16 protein-coding genes and 1 pseudogene are annotated in these 22,850 nt (G+C 32.3%); 13 read left to right on the forward strand and 4 right to left on the reverse strand.

The features are described from left to right. Nucleotides 1-44 precede the first annotated feature (44 nt). The 3 genes and pseudogenes from LNP27_RS09485 to LNP27_RS15300 all read right to left on the reverse strand — a co-directional run. Entirely contained in the window at nucleotides 45-1,160 is a 1,116-nt protein-coding gene (locus tag LNP27_RS09485; RefSeq protein ID WP_229941403.1) for an IS91 family transposase, read from the reverse strand. After that, a complete protein-coding gene (locus LNP27_RS09490) occupies nucleotides 1,139-1,789 on the reverse strand; it encodes a tyrosine-type recombinase/integrase (RefSeq protein WP_229942651.1) in 651 nt (216 codons plus the stop codon). The genes LNP27_RS09485 and LNP27_RS09490 overlap by 22 nt, the downstream gene beginning before the upstream one ends. A 57-nt stretch (nucleotides 1,790-1,846) precedes the next feature. Beyond that, a pseudogene (locus LNP27_RS15300) lies at nucleotides 1,847-2,113 on the reverse strand (hypothetical protein); the annotation flags it as partial. Nucleotides 2,114-2,453: 340 nt separating this feature from the next. On the opposite strand from LNP27_RS15300, the gene LNP27_RS09495 reads away from it, so the two are divergent. Both LNP27_RS09495 and LNP27_RS09500 read left to right on the forward strand, forming a co-directional pair. After that, nucleotides 2,454-4,598, forward strand: coding sequence for an ATP-dependent DNA helicase (locus LNP27_RS09495; protein WP_229941404.1), 2,145 nt, complete (start codon nucleotides 2,454-2,456; stop codon nucleotides 4,596-4,598). Continuing rightward, the gene (locus LNP27_RS09500) at nucleotides 4,598-7,264 is read left to right on the forward strand and encodes a tetratricopeptide repeat protein (RefSeq protein ID WP_132109423.1); all 2,667 of its coding nucleotides are present in this window, start codon (nucleotides 4,598-4,600) and stop codon (nucleotides 7,262-7,264) included. The genes LNP27_RS09495 and LNP27_RS09500 overlap by 1 nt, the downstream gene beginning before the upstream one ends. A 175-nt stretch (nucleotides 7,265-7,439) precedes the next feature. Here LNP27_RS09500 and LNP27_RS09505 read toward each other — a convergent pair whose 3' ends face one another. Then, complete coding sequence (locus tag LNP27_RS09505; protein WP_132109424.1) at nucleotides 7,440-8,687, reverse strand: site-specific integrase; 1,248 nt, start codon at nucleotides 8,685-8,687, stop codon at nucleotides 7,440-7,442. Nucleotides 8,688-9,166: 479 nt separating this feature from the next. Here LNP27_RS09505 and LNP27_RS09510 point away from each other — a divergent pair, with 479 nt between their 5' ends. The 11 genes from LNP27_RS09510 (at nucleotide 9,167) to LNP27_RS09560 (ending at nucleotide 22,810) form a co-directional block, all read left to right on the forward strand. Then, a complete protein-coding gene (locus tag LNP27_RS09510; RefSeq protein WP_229941405.1) occupies nucleotides 9,167-10,399 on the forward strand; it encodes a phage integrase SAM-like domain-containing protein in 1,233 nt (410 codons plus the stop codon). A 13-nt stretch (nucleotides 10,400-10,412) separates the two neighbouring features. Beyond that, nucleotides 10,413-11,561 carry a hypothetical protein gene (locus tag LNP27_RS09515; protein ID WP_229941406.1) on the forward strand — a complete coding sequence of 383 codons (1,149 nt, stop codon included), beginning with the start codon at nucleotides 10,413-10,415 and terminating at the stop codon, nucleotides 11,559-11,561. A 117-nt stretch (nucleotides 11,562-11,678) separates the two neighbouring features. Then, on the forward strand, nucleotides 11,679-11,966 hold the full coding sequence (locus LNP27_RS09520) for a helix-turn-helix domain-containing protein (RefSeq protein ID WP_229941407.1): 288 nt from the start codon (nucleotides 11,679-11,681) through the stop codon (nucleotides 11,964-11,966). 95 nt (nucleotides 11,967-12,061) lie between these two features. Beyond that, the gene (locus tag LNP27_RS09525) at nucleotides 12,062-12,337 is read left to right on the forward strand and encodes a hypothetical protein (RefSeq protein WP_229941408.1); all 276 of its coding nucleotides are present in this window, start codon (nucleotides 12,062-12,064) and stop codon (nucleotides 12,335-12,337) included. A 155-nt stretch (nucleotides 12,338-12,492) separates the two neighbouring features. Next, nucleotides 12,493-13,089 carry a hypothetical protein gene (locus LNP27_RS09530; RefSeq protein ID WP_229941409.1) on the forward strand — a complete coding sequence of 199 codons (597 nt, stop codon included), beginning with the start codon at nucleotides 12,493-12,495 and terminating at the stop codon, nucleotides 13,087-13,089. A gap of 89 nt (nucleotides 13,090-13,178) precedes the next feature. Beyond that, entirely contained in the window at nucleotides 13,179-13,517 is a 339-nt protein-coding gene (locus LNP27_RS09535; protein ID WP_229941410.1) for a DUF1643 domain-containing protein, read from the forward strand. A gap of 469 nt (nucleotides 13,518-13,986) precedes the next feature. Beyond that, entirely contained in the window at nucleotides 13,987-15,246 is a 1,260-nt protein-coding gene (locus LNP27_RS09540; RefSeq protein WP_229941411.1) for a DNA cytosine methyltransferase, read from the forward strand. Continuing rightward, nucleotides 15,243-16,724: an ATP-binding protein gene (locus tag LNP27_RS09545; protein ID WP_229941412.1), complete on the forward strand. Its 1,482-nt coding sequence runs from the start codon at nucleotides 15,243-15,245 to the stop codon at nucleotides 16,722-16,724. Before LNP27_RS09540 ends, LNP27_RS09545 begins: the two co-directional genes overlap by 4 nt. Then, nucleotides 16,717-19,494 carry a Z1 domain-containing protein gene (locus tag LNP27_RS09550; protein WP_229941413.1) on the forward strand — a complete coding sequence of 926 codons (2,778 nt, stop codon included), beginning with the start codon at nucleotides 16,717-16,719 and terminating at the stop codon, nucleotides 19,492-19,494. The genes LNP27_RS09545 and LNP27_RS09550 overlap by 8 nt, the downstream gene beginning before the upstream one ends. Further along, nucleotides 19,481-20,482, forward strand: coding sequence for a PD-(D/E)XK motif protein (locus LNP27_RS09555; RefSeq protein ID WP_229941414.1), 1,002 nt, complete (start codon nucleotides 19,481-19,483; stop codon nucleotides 20,480-20,482). Before LNP27_RS09550 ends, LNP27_RS09555 begins: the two co-directional genes overlap by 14 nt. A gap of 3 nt (nucleotides 20,483-20,485) precedes the next feature. After that, nucleotides 20,486-22,810 (forward strand): AIPR family protein, encoded by a 2,325-nt coding sequence (locus LNP27_RS09560; RefSeq protein WP_229941415.1) that lies wholly within the window; start codon nucleotides 20,486-20,488, stop codon nucleotides 22,808-22,810. Nucleotides 22,811-22,850 lie beyond the last annotated feature (40 nt).

Raw genomic sequence — 22,850 nt, forward strand, 5'->3', positions numbered from 1 at the left:
CTGTTTTACGTCACAATAGAACATAAGTTCCCTTACCCATAAAATTAACTTTCACAGGAAGTAGCACTTTGGCTACCGCCAAGATACCAAGCAGGCGGACCACGCTGGTCAAAAACCGCTATTCGGTGTAAATTCCCAGTTTTACAACACGGACATTTGGGTAAAAAGGGCTTTTTTTCTACTTTTTCCAATGTTTTAACCTTGAGTTTCTCCTGCAAAAGTTTCAACTTTTGGCGCTTCCAGCTGCTACTCAAAAAGCCATAATGACGGATTTTTACAAAACGTTTGGGCAAAACATGCAATGAAAACCGCCTGATAAATTCCCCGTGAGTGAGCGTCATTTGCTTCTTTGCTCCCGCTACCCGATAATCCTTGTAATCAAAAGTGACGTTTTGATTGTCGATATTTTTTATTCGATGGTTGCTAATGGCGATTTTATGGGTGTATCTTCCTAAATATTCTACCACAGTCTTTGGACTTCCAAAAGGCTTCTTTGCAAAAACTACCCAAGGTTTTCTCCATAATTCTTGACGTATTTGTTCGTATTTAATCGGCTCTTTTGCTTTGAGTTTTTCGCAATATTTCGCCTTAAAAACTTTTGATAAAGCTTTTACTGGAAACAAGAATTTACCATCCATTCTGCTATTTTGCCATTTCCCTTCTTTATTCACTCCTCCACCAGGAACAATACAATGCAAGTGCGGATGCAAACTCAATTGCTGTCCCCAAGTGTGCAAAACGGCTATCATTCCAGTCTGTATATCCTTGGTTTTACCAAATTGTCCTAGCGTTTCCCAAGTCGCTTCAAACAAAATGTCATAAACCATTTTGGGCTGATGAATTGCTAAAGAATTAATACTATCTGGCAAGGTAAAAACCACATGAAAATAAGGTACTGGCAAAAGCTCAGTGGCTCTTGCCCGAATCCAATCTTCTCGCTTGTTACCCTGACACTTTGGGCAATGCCGATTGCGGCAACTGTTGTAACTGATCCTGATTTTTCCGCAACCATCACAGGCATCAATATGGCCACCTAGTTCTGATGTTCTACAGCGTTTTAGGGCAGATAAAGTTCGGAGTTGCCAAGTGTTTAATCCTAAAATTTCAATTCTTGTTCCAAGCTTTCTCAGCACATCGGCTACTTCAAACCTGGGCTGCATTGAGCAAAAAGAGTATCAAGCGGACTAAATTTTTGTTGGCTCTCTAATTGAGCAATCTGCAAATATTCTATGGTTGTTTCTATATTTTGATGTCCCAAAAGATCTTTGAGCGTCATAATATCCATACCGTCTTCAAGCAAATGTGTGGCGTAGGAATGGCGTAGTGTGTGTACATGAACTTCTTTGATAATCCCAACGGCTTTGGCGACTTGTTTTACCGCCCATTGTACGCCGCGCTGGCTGTATCGATTGTCAAAATCGCCTCCAGATCGTTCTATCGGCTGACCATTAAAAAGATACTCTTTGGGTTTTTCGGCTTCAATATATTTCTTCAATCCTCGTATCAAATGAACCGAAAGGGGTACATAACGGTCTTTCTTTCCCTTACCTTGTACTACTTTGAGTTGTTTTCTATCAAAATCTAAATCTTGTAAACGCACCGAACGTGCTTCCATACAACGAAGTCCACAGCCGTAAAGCAAACCAATCAGGATTTTATGTTTCAGTAGTTTGGCACCTTGAAGCATCGCCCAAACTTCAGCTTTACTGAGTACTACAGGAAGTTTTTTCTCGTGTTTTATAGAAGGTAAACGTAAGTATTCATAAGCTAACCCCTCCGATTTTAGCAAAAATCGAAGACCGTAAATAGTGTGTTTAAAATAGGTTTGTGAAGGGGTTTTCGACTTTTTTTGTAGATAAAAAAGGTAGTCATGTATTTGCTCAGGGTCCAATTCGGTGGGAATCTTCCCAAAATACAAAGCAAGAGAAGCTACATGGAGCGAATAATTTCTAAAAGTACTTGGGCTTCGTCCTAAAACCGAAATGGTGCGCTCAAATCGATCTATTAGTTCCTCAAAACCCGGAACTTCTCGCCTGGCTTGGTTGAGAATATTGTTTTCTCTTAAGGCATCAGGATGCTTTTTTTTGTAGTCATAATAATAGATTTTAGTTATCTTTGAAAAGTACTACTTTTTCGGTTTCGCGCTACCGAAGGTTTAGTTCAACAGTGGTTTTGCTCAATGGCTTGGGCTTGGTTTTTTCCTGCGGAAAAAACGCTGTCCGCCAAAATTGGGTTTGTGTTTGGAGAGTTCGGTCTTGAATCACAAGCCACTGCGCAAATCCACGGGACGTTATGCCTCATTCTAAAAAGACGACAGTGCAACAAAAGAACGACAGAAATATGACGGAAAGAAAAGCCAATGCTTCCGCAAAATCAAAAGAGGTGCAACCCAACGCACAAGCCGACTCACGGTTGCACTACATTTGTTTTTTCCAAAACGTACAAATAACAATATGAATCTTAAGGAAACTTTTGCTGAATACGAGCTAACTCCAGGACAAACAAATCTTATTGCCGAATTGGAAGAATTTCTTGCCGACAAATCAACATGCTTTTTGCTTAAAGGTTATGCAGGAACTGGAAAAACTTTTATGATGAAAGGGCTCACAGACTTTCTTTCTACAAATAAAAGAAGTTTTAGAATTTCTGCACCGACAGGGCGAGCAGCTAAAGTAATTTCACAAAAGACAAAACACAAGGCATATACAATTCACAAATCAATTTATTCAAGCAAAGACTTGAAAGAATTTAAAGTAAAAGAAGAAGACGGAACAGAAACTTACAAATTCTATTACGACTTAAAGAACAATGTAGACCCTGCAAACACAGTTTACATAATTGATGAATCGTCAATGCTCTCAAATGTTTACTCCGAAGGAGAATTCTTTAGGTTTGGTTCAGGTTACTTATTAAAAGATTTAATTAATTATATCAATTTTGATAACAATGACCACAATAAAAAAATAATTTTCATTGGTGACAATGCACAGTTACCTCCAGTCAATATGAATTTTTCGCCAGCATTGGACTGCAAATATTTAAAAGAAAATTGTAACATTGAATCAAAAGAGTTTGAGCTCACAGAAGTAGTAAGACAAAAAGCGGACAGCGGAATACTTCATAACGCAACCAAAATACGTGAATCATTAAAAGCTAATCTTTTCAACCAACTTGATATTGAAATAAATTTCAAAGACATAAATAAAACGAAACACGAAGAACTTCTTTCAAAATATTTACAAGCTTGTAACAATAGCATTGATGACGAAACTATAATTGTGGCTCATTCCAACTCATCAGTAAAAGAGTATAACGACTTTGTTAGAAACCACTTTTTTCCAAATCAACAATTTCTTACGGTTGGAGACAAAGTGATTTTAGTTAGCAATAATTACAATCATCAAAAAATGGAATTGCTTAATGGCGATTTTGGCTTTGTAAAACAAGTATCGCCAGTAAATGAAAGCAGAGTAATTAAATTGAAACGAAAAAATAGAGTTGGAAAATTAGTCGAAATTGATGTTCGTTTGACTTTTCGCAACGTAATGATTGCTTTTACGGACGAAGAACAAAACAAACAAGACATCGAATGCAAGATAATTGAGAATCTACTCTATTCTCACAATCGTGATTTAAGTTCAGACGAGCTGAAAGCTATTTATATTGATTTCAAAATTCGTAACGGCTCATTAAAAGCAGGAACTAAAGAATTTAAAGATGCTTTGAGAGCAGACCCTTACTTCAATGCTTTAAGAATAAAATTTGGTTATGCAGTAACTTGTCATAAGGCACAAGGTGGAGAATGGAAAAATACTTTTCTAAATTGCAAAACGTCAATGGGTTATTTCAATTCAAGTTATTTTCGTTGGCTTTACACAGGAATCACAAGAGCAAAAGAAAATCTATTTGCAATTGACGAACCACATTTTAAAATTGGAAGTAACCTTCAACCACCAAGGATTGAAAATATCGCGCCCCGACAAGACATACTTGTTTTAAGTGATGAAATATTAGAAATGGAAATACCTTTTGACCTTCCAAACGAAACACCATTTTTAAGAAACATATTTCTTGCAATAAATGATGTTCTGAAAGATGCGAACTTGAAGATTAATTCAGTCAAACATACAAGTTATTTGGAACATTACACTTTCTCACAAGGAAACGAAAATGTAGTTTTCAAAATCCATTTCAACAATAAAAATAAAATCACAAGAATTGAAAAACCAACAAACAGAACAGAACTTGTTGAGTCAATTTATTCTGTGTTAACTCAACTTGAAAATAAAGCAATCATTTTAACAGAAGAAAAAACGACCGAATCAAAAAGCGAGAGCCTATTTGAATTTGAAAAACCATTTTTAAAAGAGTTTTATGACAGCATAAAACTGAAAATAGAACCCACCAATATTTACATCAATAGTATTGAACACAACTCTTATTGCGAAGTATATGAGTTTAAGAAAAACGGACTCATTGCAACTTACAAGTTTTGGTATGACGGTAAAAGCATCTTTAAGAAAACGGAAATTATTCCAGCAAGAACAACAGGTTTGACGGATGAAATTAATGAACTTCTAAAACACACTAATAATTAATGGATTCTAAAACTGTTTTTGAACTTAGAAATGAAGCCAAAAATTTAGAAGGTATCTCAAAACTCAATAAATTAACTGAGGCATTAAATCTTGCACAAAGATTATTTTCTGTCGAACCTTATGATGAGTGGATTCAAAAGGCATTTGCTTACACTCTAATTGATTTAAGTAAATACTATATTTTCAATAAAAACATCAATCAAGCTGGAGTTTATTATAATCAGCTACTTTTAATAAACTTTCAAGAAGTTGACGATATTATAGAAAGCCAAAAGAATTTTCTTCGTCCGAAAATTGATGTCAATTATACAGAAGTTCAAAAAGCAGAGGAACTAAGTAAAAATGGAAATCATCGAGATGCTTTAAATATTTTCAAAAAACTGATTACTGAAAATCGTCTAACTGAGCTTCACCACGAAGCTTATGGTTGGGTAATATACAGATACATAAAAGATAAAGAAAATGAATTAACCTCAATTCAAGTTAGAACCTTTCTAAGAGATTATATAGATTTAAAGAATGAAAGACCATCAATGCTTCATTCTATGATTTTGAATTTCGCACTGCATTATTCAAAAGACCATTCTGATTTCAATCTTTATAATTTCTTTAAATTATGGAATCCTTTAAACTTAAGGAATGAAGATAAAAAGAAGCAGCATTTTAATGATAAGGAAATCCCATCATTAATTTCAAGAATATTTAGAGAATTCAACGAAAAAGATTTATCAATAGATATTGACTTTCTAATTGAAAATACTGATTTAAATATCGGGGAGGATTTGAATACTTGGGAGTGTTTTTTAGATTGGGATGATTTGAATACTTCGGTTAAAATATACACTTCTACTCAAAAGGTATTAGATTTATTAAGAGAGCCTTATTTCTGGAGATTATTCAATGCCTACAAAGAAAATAAGAAGTCTGAACTATGGAATGTCTTCAATAAATACAATCAGACTTTTTCAAAATATGAAAGGTCAAAATGGCATTCTGAAATTTTGAGTATTGCCGAACGATATATGCAAGAAACCGAAGAATGGAGATTTTTAGATTTTTTCAAAATTTGGAATCCTGAAAACCTACTTGACGAAGACTGGAAAGAAGTTAAGAAAGATAACAAAGTTTATAAACCACTCGCTATTAAATGCATAAAAAAGACTTTTGAAATTATAAAGACCCAAAACAAAGAGTTTAGTGAAAATTGGTTGATACCTATTTATTCAAAAGCCGTTCAACTTTATCCAAATGATGAATGGCTTTTAAGGGAGAACGCTTTATTACTCATTAAAAACAATGAATTTGAATCAGCAATTAATATTTACAGAAAACTAGTTTTAGAGTTAGGCGACAAATCGTATATCTGGAATGAGTTTTCTTCTTGTTTCAAGAACAAAAAAGACTTAAAAATCGGAATGCTTTCAAAAGCTATTCAGCTTGAAAAAAATGAAGATTTTCTTGGCGATATTCATCTAGAACTAGCTAAGACACTTTTTGATAATGGCTTAATCGAAAATTGTATTGTTGAACTTAATTCTTATAAAATACATAGAGAATTGAAGGGTTGGAGATTATCAGAATCATTTATTGAAATTTCGAACAAAACAAAAAATCAGAACACTAACCTAAAAGACAACAAAAGTCTCTATGACAAATATATTCCTATTGCTGAGCTATATGCTTACGAAGAAATTGACTGGACAGAAGTAATATTGGTAGATAAATGGAAAAATGAAGGCAAAGAAAGAATTGCTTTTACAAATGGAAAAACAATTGATTTTTCAATTGGTAGCAGACGATTTGGTTTATTAAAACAATCATCAATAGGTAAAGTCTATAAATTTAAGTTGCACAAGCAAGAAATCAAAAAAGAGGTTGAAGCCAAATTTGCTTGGATGGGAAAAACAACTATCACAGATTATAAATACATTCCATTAATTGTTGATAAATCAGAAAAACCAGACTGGTCAATTCTTGATGATATTTATGCTACAATTGATTACATCAATACTGAAAAAAATATAATTCACGCTATTACCACGGATAACAAAGAAGTATTTTTCCCAAAAGGCAAAATTCAATTACAGATTGGCGACTTTATTAAAGCTAAATATTACAGCAAGAAAGTAAAGGATGAAATCAGAATTGAATTAAAAGACATTGCCAAGATTGACAAAGAAAATGCAGTTGTTCATTTTTCAAAAATAATTGCAGTTATTGATGGAGTAAACAAAGAAAAGAATCTTTTTCATTACGTTGGAAGCGCAACTGTTCAAGGTATTATTCGATTCACAGAAACCGATATAATTCCAGAAGAAGGGAAGTTTTTAGAAATATTTTACACTTCAAAAAAGCATAGAACCGAAAATAGAACAATTATTAAACCAATTCAGATTAATGAAACCGAAGAAATAAATCCTAAATTAATAAAGTCTATAAATGGTATTTTGGTATTGAAATATAAAACTAGTGGAGGTACTGTTGATTTTTATGACTTGGATGAGGATGATATGAGCTACACATCACCTGACTTTGGTTTTGTTGGAGATTTTTATGTTCCAAAAAATGTTTTATGTGAAAATAAAATAACGACGAATTGCAATATTACAGCAACAGCAATTTTTTCGGGAGACAAATGGAAAATCATAAAATTAGAAAAAGTATAAGCCACCGCATTTGGTAGCACATTTGCAGTTTTTTCCAAACGCAAAACGACACGAAAATGAACAAGTAAACAACGACTGAAGAAATAAGAACGAGGCATAACTGCCGTTTGGCAATATGTCGGGTTTTAGGCTTAATTTGAAGTTGGTTTTGTATTTGTGAGAATTTAAAAAAGTGTTAATTGGTATTTTTGATAATTTTATCATTGTTGCTGTTTGACATTTTGTTTCTTAAAACCATCATATCCTCACTCACTTTTTTATCCAATATTTTAGCATAGTGTTGTGTGGTTCTTATGTTTTTATGGCCCAACATTTTACTCACACTTTCTATTGGAACACCATTTGTGAGCGTTACAGTTGTCGCAAAAGTGTGTCGGGCAATGTGGAAGGTTAAATCTTTTTTAATGCCACAAACATCCGCTATTTCCTTTAAATAGCTATTCATTTTCTGATTGCTTAAAATGGGTAGCAGTTTATCTTCATTTATGCATTGTGGATGATTGGCATATTTCAGAATTAATTCTTCCGGTATAGGGAGGAGGGGAATACGAGAAGCGGTTTCTGTTTTTTGACGATGGGTGAATATCCATTTTCCACCATCAATACCCATACTGATGTTTGATACCGTTAAGTTTTTGACATCGATGTAAGCCAGACCGGTAAAGCAGCTGAAAACGAAAATATCTTTGACTAGGTTTAGTCTTTCAGTTATGAATACTTTGGAATAGATATCCTGAACTTCTTCTTGCGTTAGATAATCTCTTTCGACTTCCCTAATTTTTGATTTATAGTTTGCAAATGGATCTTTATCTAGCCATCCATTTGAAATACAGATTTTGATTATCTTTTTGAAGTTCTTAATGTATTTGACTGCTGTGTTGTTAGCGCATTTGCGGACACTTCTTAGATAGAATTCATATTCTGTTATGAAAGGATGGTCTATTTTATTGATTTCAATATCGGATATGTTGTATTTCCACTCCAAAAAGTCTTTGGTGTGCTTGAGTGAGGTTTTGTATCGCTCTAGTGTTCCAGGTGCGTATTCGAGCCCTATTAACTCTTCTACTTTCCGGTTGTGCTCTTCGAAAATAGGGATGAGCATACGTTCACGCTCATTGATGCCGAGAAGTCTATTTTTGAAAACTTCAATTGTGAGGGGTTCATTGCGGTGAATTAATTCCATTTGGATATCGAATATTTTTGATTTCAGTAAATCAAGGTATTCATTTAATGAACGAGCATTCTCTGTGTTGCCTTTCATTTTTGACATCTCAGGAGACCATTTAGCGGAATCTATGAATTTTTTGGTACTGAACTCTATTCGATTTCCATCTACAGTTAATCTTACATAGATAGGAAGTAGACCAGCAGCATTAGCTTTTGTGCTTTTGGCATAAAAGTGCAATGTGATTTTAGTTTTCATAGTGGTAACCTTTTAATTATTATTCAATTTAGATTTCTAAAGGATATCAAACAAGATGTTTAAATAGTGGACTAGTGTTAAATTAGCCATTGAACAGGTTGTTTGAAATGCTTAAGTTGATTCAGCGAGACCCTGATTTTTGAAAAATTCTAGGGTCTCGATTTTATCTCGTTAAGGATGAGATTAGATGAATAATTTGAATATGTCATAAAAGCAAAAACCCCGTAAATCATAAGATTTACGGGGTTTTGATACCATTTGTTTTTCTACTGGCGGAGAAAGAGGGACTCAATTTTTAAAAACTTCCAAAAAATGAATAATCCTATCTATATGTATAAAGTCAATAAATCCAAAGCCTTACAGAGGTTTTTAATTTTATTATCTCTATATGTCTGGGATTAATTTGGATAGTTTTTGATAAATGTGGGCTAGATGTGGACTAGATTTTGTATCTTTATGTAATATAAAAAGGCAAAATTATGGCTTCAATCAATCTACTTTTACAAAGTAAAAATAGTCCAGCAGTAATATATGTTCGATTACGTGATGGAAGAACTCTTGACATCAAAGCTAAGACAAATTATCATATTGACATTGATAATTGGGAGGAAGCGGAACAAAGACCAACAAAGAAAGCTATGAAGTTAATTGACTTCGCCAATCTGGACACAGATTTAGCAACTTTAAAAAATGACCTCCTCAAAGCGTACAACAAAAGTAAAGGTGTTAAAACTGTTGACGCACAATGGTTAAAAGATTTTGTAAACCCACCCCAAGTAGGCGAAAAGCATACGGATAAACTTGTAGATTACATTGATACTTTTATAGAGTTTAAAAAACGTGATGTAAAAAGTAGCACTATAACAAAATGCAATGTTATTAAACATCTATTGGAGCGTTATCAGAACCATACTAAGTCAACTTTATATATTCGTGACATTGACACTAAATTCAAAATGGATTTTGAAAAATATTGCATTAGTGTTGGTTATGCTCCAAATACAACCTCCAGGAACATTCGTTTTGTTAAAACTTTCTGCAGGCACGCTAAATCAAACGGTGTAGAAACACATCATCAACTTGATAGCATCAAAGCAAAATATTACAAAGTTGAAAGTATCTATTTATCCCTAAAAGAGATAGAAAGCATCGAGAAAATTAAAGCTAAAAAATTAACCGATGGTTTAGAAAATGCTCGTGATTGGTTATTAATAAGCTGCTATTGTGGCCAGAGGGTTTCTGATTTCTTACGTTTTGATAAATCGATGATTAGATATGAAAAAAACAAAGCCGGAGAACTAAAGCCTTTAATCGAATTTACACAGGTTAAAACCGAAAAAATAATGACAATTCCATTACATTCAAAAATAATGGAAATACTCAAAAAATACAATGGTGACTTTCCTAGAAAGATTTCAGACCAAAAATACAATGAGCATATCAAGAAAGTTTGTGAAAAAGCAAAAATAAATGAACCGATTCACGGTATTTTGTTTGACCAGGAAACAAAAGAAAAAGTTGAAAAAGACTATCCAAAATGGAAATATGTTTCTTCTCACATTGGAAGACGTTCTTTTGCTTCAAATAATTACGGTATTATACCAACCTCTTTTTTAATGTACATTACTGGTCATACTACAGAAGGGATGTTTTTAACTTACATCGGTAAAAGCAATAAGGATATTGCAATGGAGTTAACTAATTATTTTTAATAAATACTTGAAGATGGAAGTTAAAAAAGCAATTGAAAAGTTATATAAACTTGATAAATTATCAGAAAAACTGGAATATTACAGAAGCTGTTTTTGGCCTCCAATCCAAGTGGGATTTTATTCTGAACCTACAGGTTATAATATTAATGGAATACAACACCAACTTTTTTGTTTATGTGATCAATGTAAAGTCAAAAGCCCTTTTATGGATTTTGAAACGTATAGAGATATTCGTAACCAAGAAACCCAAAGAATTGCAGATTTTTTTGAATCAAAACTAGACTATGAAACTAAGGTTGAATATTTTTTCAAGATAAGCCAAGATTGTGGCACTACAAGTTTTACTTTGACTTTTGTCCCGGATAAATTAGAAGAATTGGATATTAAAGTACTTCCATATAAAAATATATATACAATCGACATCTCTCCAAAAGATAATGCCGAAATATCTATATTAAAAAGCCATCTTAAACAAAGACTATTAATTGGCAAGTACTCATTTTTTATGGCTCAATTTACTTTTGAAAAAAGAGTTGAAGATCTTGAGAAACTTTTAAATATTAATAGAGTAAAGGATAATCGTGACGATTTGTATTATGAGGAACTTGATAAAATTAGGAAATCTAAAATAAATAGGGATTCTAAAAAACAAAAGGATATTACTTTATTTAAAATATTAGCTATTGCCGATGATATTATTAAAGGCAATCATATAGAATCATATAATGATTTTTCAAAACTAGAAATGACAATTCTTGCAGAAGATAATAATAAATACAAGGAACATTTAACTCGTTTATTAGAGGGCAATAATATTCCATTTGTAAATCAAAAAGAAAATTCTAGTATTCAATCAGAAGATAAATATTTAAATTGTATTTGGTTTCAAATAGGATTGGTTTTCGTTAATGGCAAAGCACAAGAATTGTATGAAAAATACAAATTAGAAAAAGGACATTTTTTAAAAATTACTTTAGAATTAGGTTTCAAGAAAACAGATAGACCTTATTTTTCTGAAACTTTAAATAATTCTACAATCAATTCTAAAAATATTTATAGAAGTGCTAATAAAATGAAGACTATTTACAAATACTGTTTGGAAAACCAAATTTCATTAAATGATAGTTTTATGAGCATTTACAATGCCTTACAAATTAAATAAAACTAAAACAACTTTGGTACTAAAAACAGTACTAAAACAGTACGGTACCGCAATGTAGTACCAAACGTATATACTCAATTTTGCCTTGTTAATAATTTTAAAACAGGCAAAATTTATATGATCACAAACTCAATCCTACTCGAATGCTTATCTGTTGAACAACTCCAACAAATGATAGGCACATCCGTTAAAAACGGAATTCAAGAATTTCAAAATGAAATTAAAACAAAAGACAATTCCGAGGAATTGCTTTCTAGGGACGAAACTTGTCAATTTCTTAAAATCGATTCGTCAACGTTGTGGGCCTGGACCAATGCAGGTAAAGTTAAAGCCTATGGTATTGGTGCTCGCCGTTATTATAAAAGGAGTGAATTATTAGAAAACCTCATCTTACTCAAAAAGTAGGAAAGAGGTTTTCTTTTTTTTAAGCGGGCTAAAAAATACTACAGCCCGCCTGATCTTCAAAATTCACAAAAATTAATAACATCAAAACTATAATTATGGTTCATTCACGTGCGGAAAGACTGCAAAACATAGAAAAACGGTTAGAGGATTTAACAAAAATAGTTATTCAAAGACAAACCCAAAATAAAAAGGATTTGTTTATTGATGACGAAGAATTTCAATACATAATGGCATTCTGTTCCGGAACAGCAAGATACTGGAGGGATTTAAATATAATTGAATACAGTCAAATTAATGGCAAAATAGTCTATACAATTGATGCTGTAATTAAGATGCTTGAGGAACAATTTAGAGCATTAAAAAAAAAATAGAGACCAACAATCACATTTCGGTTCCTATTGAAATGTTGATCGATTCCCAGAAATTTGCTTATCAAAAAGACTTATGTTTTTTTCTTTTTTTAAAACTTACTTTCAAAGAGGGTAAGGTAAAATTAGATTCAAAGGGGTTATTGATTATTGAATTTATGCTTCAAATAAAATGCAGAAAAACATCACTCAGATACATTCAACTCTTACTGGAATTAAACTTTATAACTTACAATGAGAGAACAAGCTATTACACAATTAATTCATTTGACAAAATAAGACAATTTCACGATTGGAAAGTAAGACTAGCTTTTCCGATAGATTATTCAACATATCACAAAATACAAGCAGTTACAGGGGCAGTTATTTATGGTTATCTCCACAAGGATTTTTGGAGAAAAGTGAAGAGAAAGAAAAGCGTACAAATAAAAGGGTGTACCTATAATTTTCCATCTCCAACTTTCAACTATAAAAAACAAATGGCTCCTGTTTCTGTTATTGGTGTAAGCAAGCTTTTTAAAATATCAATTGCGACAGCTTCAAGATTAAAAACCGCTGCTTACAAAGAAGGATTTATCAAACTTAAAAAGAACTACGAAGATATTCATATGGATATTCCATTATTGGTATTAATCCATAAATATGTTGATTTGAATGATAATATTGTTTATCACAAGGATGATTATCGAATGCAGTTAATTGACACCGTTTATCCTCTTTTTTATTTTATAAAGAGAACTAACCTGAAAACATAAAGAAAAGGGATTATAAGGGAAAGCCGAAAGGGATTAAAATCTTTTCAAATTTGATTACATTTACTATCCATTTCATCAAAATATAAATAATGAAGAAACCAACATACAAACATCAGGAATTCATTATAAACAAAGACTACGAAAGAACAGAACAAAAAAGATACTGGCTAGAATTGACAATCAATAAAGATTGTACTGAAAACATAATTGTAATAATGAAAAACCCAAGCAGAGCAACTTTGGAAGTTTCAGACAAAACAGTTTTCAACCTTTGCAATTACATCTTTCTAAACAAAAACGATAGGGCAGAATTAAAAAACATTGGAAAAATAATAATCCTAAACCTGATTCCTTTTTATGAAACATATTCAAAAGAATTAATTGCACTCAAAGGCGATTATAGACTCTGCAAATTTGGAACTAATTAAAAAGTACACATCTAAAGACAGCAGGGTTATAATTGCTTGGGGAATCATCCCAGCAAACTTTATAAGGAGTATGAAATCCTAAAACAAGAAGTATTTCGAATTTTGAAAGACAATAATAACGAAGTGTACTATGTAGATAAATTTTCTGATGCAGGAAATCCAAAACACGCTCAAATTTGGGGATATAAAAATGAACTAAAAAAAATTGATATAGAATAATCATCATTATCATTGTTTTCATTTTTTCTAAGTTTTGAAACTATGAGGCTGATTATATTTTATAATTTATTTGAAAAATATTCAGCTATTACGGAAAACCACATTTTTAAACCATTACAATAAATTACATTTGATTATTATTATTATTATTATTATTAATCTGATATATTCATTTGTATTAAAATTGTACATTTGAAAAAGACACTAATAACATACAATTGACAGCACAAGAATACATAAACAAAAATAAATGAAGTACAATTTCATAGACTTATTTGCTGGTGCAGGTGGGCTTTCGGAGGGATTTATCCAGGCAGGGTTTGAGCCTATTGCCCACGTTGAAATTGAAAAATCCGCTTGCAACACTTTAAAAACAAGAGCTGCCTATCATTACTTAAAATCAAACAATAAGTACAAAACTTATGTGTCTTATTTAAAAGGCGAAATATCAAGAGAGGAATTGTATAGCTGTATCCCAAAAGAAATATTAGATTCAGTAATAAATTTACCCATTGGAGAAGAAAATAATCAATTAATCCAGAATCAAATTGATAAAAGTTTGGGTAAAGAAATGGTAGATTTAATAATTGGAGGTCCTCCTTGTCAGGCATATTCATTAGTAGGAAGATCGAGATCCAAAAACAATATGGAAGGTGACCCCAGAAATCATCTGTTTGTCCAGTATGCTGAATATTTGGAAAAGTACCAACCTAAAATGTTTGTTTTTGAAAATGTAATTGGACTTAAATCGGCTAAGAAAGGACATTATCTAGCTGAGATGGAAAAGCTATTCAATAAAAAAGGTTATCAAATCAAGTTGTTTACACTTGAGGCAATTAATTTTGGTGTATTACAAAACAGAAAAAGGGTCATTATTTTAGGATGGAAACCAAATAAAAAATTGATAGTTCCAAATCTTGAAGAAATTAAAATTGATAGTACTTTTTTAGTCAATGATTTACTGAAAGACTTACCGATAATAATGGCAGGAGAAGGAAAAGATAAATTTTTAAAATATAAATCTTCTACTACAGACTATTTAAAAAAACACTCATTAAGAAATGGCATTGATGTTTTAACACAGCATATTGCCAGACCACACCGTGAACAAGATAAGGAAATTTATAAAATTGCCGTAGAAAGTTGGAACACTAACAAGGAACGATTAAATTACAACAACTTACCGGAACGACTCAAAACGCATCAAAATAGGACATCATTTTTTGATAGATTCAAAGTAGTTGCGGCAGATGTTCCCTACTCCCAAACTGTAGTTGCCCACATTGCTAAAGACGGTCATTATTATATTCATCCAGACATCAAACAGAATAGGTCTATTAGTGTTCGTGAAGCTGCCAGATTGCAATCTTTCCCTGATGATTATTACTTTGAAGGTGAAAAAGAAGGAGCCAATAGAACAGCTGCATTCAAACAAATTGGAAATGCTGTACCACCGTTAATGGCAAAATTCATAGGAGAAGAAATTTTAAATGTACTAAAAGGCATATGATTGATTACTCTAACCTACAATCTACATCAGCAGAACCGGAAGCGAGTTCTATGATTGAAACCTTTCGAGCCATCGGTTATTCCATTGAAACCGCAATTGCTGATATTATTGATAATTCAATAACTGCTGGTGCAAAAAACATATGGATTGATTATGATTGGAAAGGTCCAAAAACAACTCTATCAATTTTGGATGATGGTAATGGTATGAACAACGAACAGCTCATTCACGCAATGAGACCTGGAAGCAAAAATCCTTTGGTCGTTAGAAATGCTGATGATTTAGGACGTTTTGGATTAGGATTAAAAACAGCATCATTTTCTCAATCAAGAAAATTTACAGTTGTATCTAAAAGCACTGATTACAAAGCTGTTTTATGGAGTTGGGATTTAGACTATGTGAATAAAGTAAAGTCTTGGAAACTTATTCGTTACGTACCCTACGAAGAAAGATGGATTGAAAAAATAGAATCCGTAAACTCAGGAACTTGCGTAATTTGGTGGGATTTAGATAGATTAACCAAAGACACATCCGAGGACAGTGAAGAATCCAAAAGTAAGTTTTTGGGAACTATGGATAGCGTAAAATCCCATCTATCAATGGTATTTCATAGATATATGGATGATGGATTGAAAATATTTTTTAGAGAAAGAGCTATCACCCCTTGGGATCCTTTTATGATTGGTATAGATGGGTTACAAACAAAACCAGAAACTCGACTAGAGGCTGGTCAAATTAAAATAAAAGGGTTTGTGTTGCCTCATCGGTCAAAACTTACGGTAGAACAATATAATTATGGTAAAGGTCCAAAAGATAGTTGGACTGCACATCAAGGGTTTTATGTTTACCGAAACAGGCGACTTTTAGTTGCTGGAGATTGGTTAGATCTTTTCAAAAAAGAGGTGCATTATGATTTATGTAGAATTCAAGTTGATTTACCTAATAATTTTGACGACGATTGGCAAATTGATATTAAGAAATCAATTGCAAGACCGCCATCCAAATATATTGAATCTATTATTGCTTTAGCAAAAGAAGTTCGAAATCAAGCTGTAGAAGTATATAGACATAAAGGTAAAGTACTTAAAAGAAAACTCGCATCTGATGAATATTTTCCGTTTTGGGAAGAACGTGCAAGACACGGAAAAAGATTTTATAAGATTAATCGAAATCATCCCTTATTGAGCGAGTTATATTCAAAATCCGGTGATTTAAAAAGAGAAATTGAAAAAATAATCCAATTTATTGAAGAGACAATTCCTATTCCTTTAATCACGCTTCAAGAGAGTGAAAACGATAAACCACACGGACAACCTTTTGAAGGAATTGAACACAGCGCTATAAAAGAGACAATGCAAAAGTTATTCAACAGTTTTATAGCAAACGGTTTGACTATCGAAAAAGCTAAATCACGAATCATAAATACAGAACCATATAATTTCTATCCTGAATATATTGAATTTTTAACCAATGAGTAAAAAAGACCCAATAAAAAATATAAGGCAATTATTATCAGATAGCACTTCTTATACACGTGTTGAAATTGAAGATGCAGTCGATGAAGTACTTAAAATGAAGTATTTTGTTAATGAGAATCGTGAAATGCTTATAAGAAGAATTGAAGAGCTTTACACGATTAGACAAGATGAATTTAAGTCTATCGAAAAGGCTGACGAAAACTTACCTTGGTTAAGCGAAAAAAGAGTTGAATTAGATTTCACAAATGGATTTTGGGGTAGATATAGAGAGTATTTAGAAATAGAGAAGAATTTTGCTCCTGATGTTATAAATAAGTTGGACAGGCTTACAGATAGCATACTTGACAATCTTTTTGACCCATCACTTAAAATCACCATTAATAAAAAGGGATTAGTTGTTGGGCAAGTCCAATCTGGTAAAACTGCCAATTACACCGGTCTTGTTTGTAAAGCAGCCGATTCTGGATTCAAGCTAATAATTATTATGGCTGGAATTCACAATAACCTGAGAAGCCAAACACAATTAAGAATAGACGAAAGTTTTCTTGGATTTGATACACAACACACTAGGGCTTTTGACCAAAGAAGTATTCAAATTGGAGTAGGAGATCCATATTTTGGCTCTCCAATCGTTGCTCATTCTTTGACTTCAAGTATTGAAAAAGGAGATTTTACACAAGGAGCTGCAAATGCTTTAGGATTAAATTTCAACACATCAGAACCCATAGTAGCAGTTATTAAGAAAAACCCGCACGTTCTAAGGAGAATTCATCAATGGTTAGCAGCGCAAGCCAGTGAAGATAATGAGTTAGGTAGGGTTATTAGAAATAAATCACTTTTATTAATTGATGATGAAGCCGATAATGCTTCAATAAATATCTCAAACGACCCTGAAAAACAAAGTTCCATTAATAGTTGGATTACTCAAATTTTGAATCTTTTTGGTAAAAATGCTTATGTTGGATATACAGCAACACCATTTGCTAATATTTTCATTCCACTAGATGATCAAAATTTGTTTCCTCGAAATTTCATTAAAAATATACCAGCACCCTCAAATTATATTGGTCCAGAAAAAGTATTTGGTTTCAGTCCTCTTGAAGAGGATGAAGAATCAAATACTGTATTACCTATTGTAAACAGAATAAATGATTATCGTGATTTCGTACCGGATAGACATAAGAAAGACGACCAACTTCCATCTACACTCCCTGAATCATTAAAAAGAGCAATTCGTTGCTTTATAATAACCTGTTCAATTAGACGATTGAGGGGGCAAACAACAGTTCATAATTCAATGCTGGTTCACGTTTCACGTTTTCAACGCTGGCAAGATCATATTTCTGAATTGGTTTCTAATCAATTTTATTATTATCGTGTAGGGATTGATCAAAATGATGCTGAAATAATTAATGAATTTAGAAAGACCTATGAAGAGGATGAAAATGGCTATAAATCTTTTATAACTGTTTCTAATAGTATACTAAATTCGGAATTAACAAATCTGGATTCTCAAACACAGATTCACTCGTGGGATGATGTTGTACTACATTTGAATGATGCTGTTTCAAGAATTAAAGTAAAATCTATTCACGGTGGTTCTGGAGAAGCATTAGACTATTTTGACCACAAAAATGGTTTGTCAGTTATTGCAGTCGGCGGCAATAAACTCTCTCGAGGGCTTACTCTTGAAGGACTTTCCATTAGCTATTATTTACGTGCTTCCAGAATGTACGATACTTTGATGCAAATGGGAAGATGGTTCGGTTATAAAGGAGGTTATGTTGATTTATGCCGTCTTTTTACAAGTAGAGAATTAAACGAATGGTTTTGCCATATTACCTTAGCCTCAGAAGAACTAAGAGAAGAGTTTGATTATATGTCAGATATTGCAGGCTCAACACCTGAACAATATGCTTTAAAAATTAGAACATCTCCAGATGGATTGATGATATCTGCAATAAACAAAATGCGCAATGCAACTACCGTTCAAATCTCTTGGGCTGGCAGATTAGTTGAATCATATGAATTCAGAAAAGATATTTCAGTAATTAACAATAACTTCCAGAATACTAAAAGATTCATTTCAACTTTACAAGCATATAATATCCCAAGACCAAATAATGCCTATTTGTGGTATGATGTTTCGGCACACAATATTATTTCATTTTTTGAAGGAATTCAATCGGTTGAAAATTTAAAAAAAGCTGAACCAAGAAAATTAATTCAATTTATTACAACCCAAATACGAAATGGTGAATTGACAGATTGGAGGGTTGCATTAATGTCAAAACCTAATGCAATTAATAATTCGGATTTTACCATAAACAATATCACCACGCCAGTTGGTCATTGGAAAAGAACGGAAGATGACAAAAACTCAAGTGAACAATTGTATTACCTAAGAAAATCACATATCATAAGTCCATCGGACGAATTTATAGATTTTACTGAGCCTGAAAAGGTAAGAGCAATGGAGCTTACTAACCTTCATAGAAAAAAAGAGGGTGAGGCTACGTATCCAAACGGACAAGTTGTTAGAAATGAATTGAGAGACCCAAAGCAACCGTTGTTATTAATTTATTTACTTAATCCAAAAGAAAGTCAGACAAATTTACCTGATGGAACTAATCCATTTGTTGGTTATGCTGTAAGTTTTCCAAAAAGTAACTTCAATGCCCCAGTTTCTTATGCTGTTAATGAGGAGTTAATTGATAAATTTGATTTTGTTGAAGAAGATTTTGAAGACTATGGAGATGATGAAAACTGAAAATATTTGGATGAGTTTAGAAAGTGACACTTCTACTCACACTGGATTACTTTATAAAAGGTATGATGCCACAGTAATACCAGATGTTTTTATTGCAATAAAAGCACCTGAAAAACTTAGGTGCATTGCTTTTAGGATAAGTACTTCATTTTCATTTGATGAAAATCAATGGAACAAACTCAAAGACATCAAGATTGAAACATTGCCTGATGAACGAGATAAATCAAAAAAGTTTTTACTTATTCTGTTGCTTAATAAACAACATAAGGACATATTCTCAACTCTATGCGAAGATTTAATTTTTGGTGTGTCAGAAGTCACATCTGAAAAGTCTTTAGTGGAAAAATTGCTTGAAAGATTAGCCAAGTGGCAATCATTATTTGAAAAAGTTGGCAATCAAGGATTATCAGATGAAGCACAACGAGGTCTTTATGGTGAAGTTTTTTTCTTGCGAGAGTTTTTAAAAAATTCGTTAGACATAAATTACTGTCTTAAATCTTGGCTTGGACCAGAAAGGTCAATTCAGGATTTTCAATATTCAAATTGGGCGGTAGAAGTAAAAACAACCCACGGAAACAATCATCAAAAAATACACATCACAAGTGAAAGACAATTGGATGATTCAATAATAGAAAAAATATTTCTTTACCACCTCTCTCTTGATGTTCGTATTGGAAATGGTGAATCATTAAACAGTTTGATTGATAATGTTTTGGAATCATTATCTAACAACACAATGGCAGGTAATTTATTTCGATTTAAATTATTGGAATCAGGCTATTATGAGGTTCATAGACAACTTTATGAGGAATGTGGGTATACTATTAGACAAGAAAATCTTTATAGGGTTACAGAAAATTTTCCTAGAATAACAGAGTCTCAAATTCCTATAGGTGTTGGTGATGTTAAATACTCCATTGTACTATCTGAATCAGAAGAATGGAGAATTAATCAAGATTCGCTTTTCAACGAAATAAATTCAAAATAAAAAATGAATAATAAAGAACTAAATAAGTTTTATATAGATATTCAGGAAGAAATAAATTCCAACCTAATATCAGAAGAAGAAGGAACAAATCCTGAACAAATTTTCACTGAAATTGTATTGTCTTTTCTTGCTGATGCTGGTGAAACCGAAAATTATCGTGTTTGCTATGATGAGAAAATTAGTAAAAGAGGTGTTGAGCATAAAATCAATGGATATTCTCTTTATGAAAATTATGAGACCCTTGATTTATTCGTAACAATATACAATAGTGACGAAACCGTTCAATCGGTTACAAAGGGAGATGCCGAAAAAACCATTGATAGAGCAGCTAAATTTTTCAGAAATTCTATTTATAAGGATTATGTAAATGAAATTGAAGAAAGTTCAGAAATTTTTGACCTTGCTCAAACATTAGCAAATGTGCCTGAAGTAAAAGAATTCCTTACAAGGGTTAATATTTTCTTGATTTCCAATGGAGATATAAAAGCAGATTTAAAAACTTCAGACAAAATTGCTGGCTATACTGTTTTTTATAGAGCAATAGATATAAATTACTTATTCAATCTTTCTGTAAAATCTCGAATGCCTATTGAAATTGATTTTGAAAAATCAGGATACAAAGTACCCTGTATCGTCAATGAAACTGAAAATTCCGATTATCAATCTTGGTTAGCTATAATCCCTGGCATCGCCTTAGCAGATATCTATGAAGAATATGGAGCACGTTTACTAGAACAAAATGTACGTTCTTTTCTCCAATTTACTGGAAAAATAAATAACGGGATTAGGAAAACCATTCTAGGTGAACAGCATATGTTTATGGCTTACAATAATGGTATTGCAGTTACTGCCGAAGAGATTACAATTTGTATTTTACCAAACAACCAAGGTAAAGCAATTGCACAAGTTAAAGATTTTCAAATTGTAAATGGTGGACAAACAACTGCCTCAATTTACCACACTTGGAAAAAAGATAAAGTAGATATTTCAAAAGTATTTGTTCCCGTTAAACTAACCATTGTAAAAGACCGGAAAAATTTCTCAGAAATTGTTGGACGAATTGCCGAATATGCCAATACTCAAAACAAGGTGTCAGCTTCTGATTTGAGTTCAAATAAAGAAAATCACGTTCTACTCGAAAAATTATCAAGAACAATTTGGGCTCCACCCTTAACAGGTGAAACATACCAAACTCGCTGGTTTTTTGAGAGATCACGAGGTCAATACAAAAATGAACGCATACGTTTTGGTTTAAATCCTACCAAAAGAAAACAGTTTGACAAACAAAATCCTAGAAATCAAATGTTTACTAAGGAGTCACTGGCAAAATTCATCAATGCTTACGAAGAAGTTTATAATGGAAAAAAACTCGTTATAGGACCACATATAGTTGTGAGAGGAAGTCAAAAAAATTATGCTCAATTTCTTAATTACAATTTCAACAAAAAACCAGATAATATATGGTTTGAAGATGCAATTGCTAATGCAATTTTGTTCTCTTCTGCAGAAAAAGTTTATGGTGTAAAACCAAATGCAATTGGAGATATGCGTTACATCACAGTTCCTTATTCTATTGCTTGGCTTGGATTTAAGTTAAACTACAAACTTGATTTGTATAAAATCTGGAAAGAGCAAAGCCTTAGTGATATTTTGAAATCTAAGTTGCACGAGATTATGTCAAAGATGGAGGAATTAATTAAAACCAAAGCCCCTGGCTCTTTATATGGTGAATGGGCAAAGAAAGAAGAGTGCTGGAATTTCATTAAGGAACAAAATTTTCACATTGACCTTGATGTTTTAAAAAGTGGTTTAGAAAACAAAACCCCTGAAAAAAGAAAAAAACTTTCAGAAGACGAAACCCAACAGGCAGAAACCGAAGCCTCATTGAATAGACTGAAATCGATTCATTTTAAGACTTGGAAAAAAATTGAAAACTGGGGTCGAGAAACAAGTAATTTAAGTCAATATCAATTCGATATGGCTTATACTCTTGGAAATAAAATCAAGTCAAACCGTGCAATAACAGATATAGAAAGAAATCAAGGAGAAATAATATTAAATATTGTAGCTGACCAAAATGCGGAACTGTTCTATGATATGGACGAATTCTTTAACGAAGAACAGAAAGTAGAGATAAACGAAGTTGAAATTACATTAGATCTTATCGAAAAAATTGTACAATGGGACAAAAAAAACAAGAGACTCGATGCATACAAATACGGGTTTATGGCAGATTTGTTAAACGGTAAAAAGACATTAACCGAAAGGAACAAATTTCTAGCTAAATTAAACCTCAAAACAATTGAAAAATTCGGGTTCAGAAACTAACCTAAAAGCAATATTTTATTATGTTTTTTTTAAATAATTA

Source organism: Flavobacterium galactosidilyticum (genome assembly GCF_020911945.1).
Classification (GTDB): domain Bacteria; phylum Bacteroidota; class Bacteroidia; order Flavobacteriales; family Flavobacteriaceae; genus Flavobacterium; species Flavobacterium galactosidilyticum.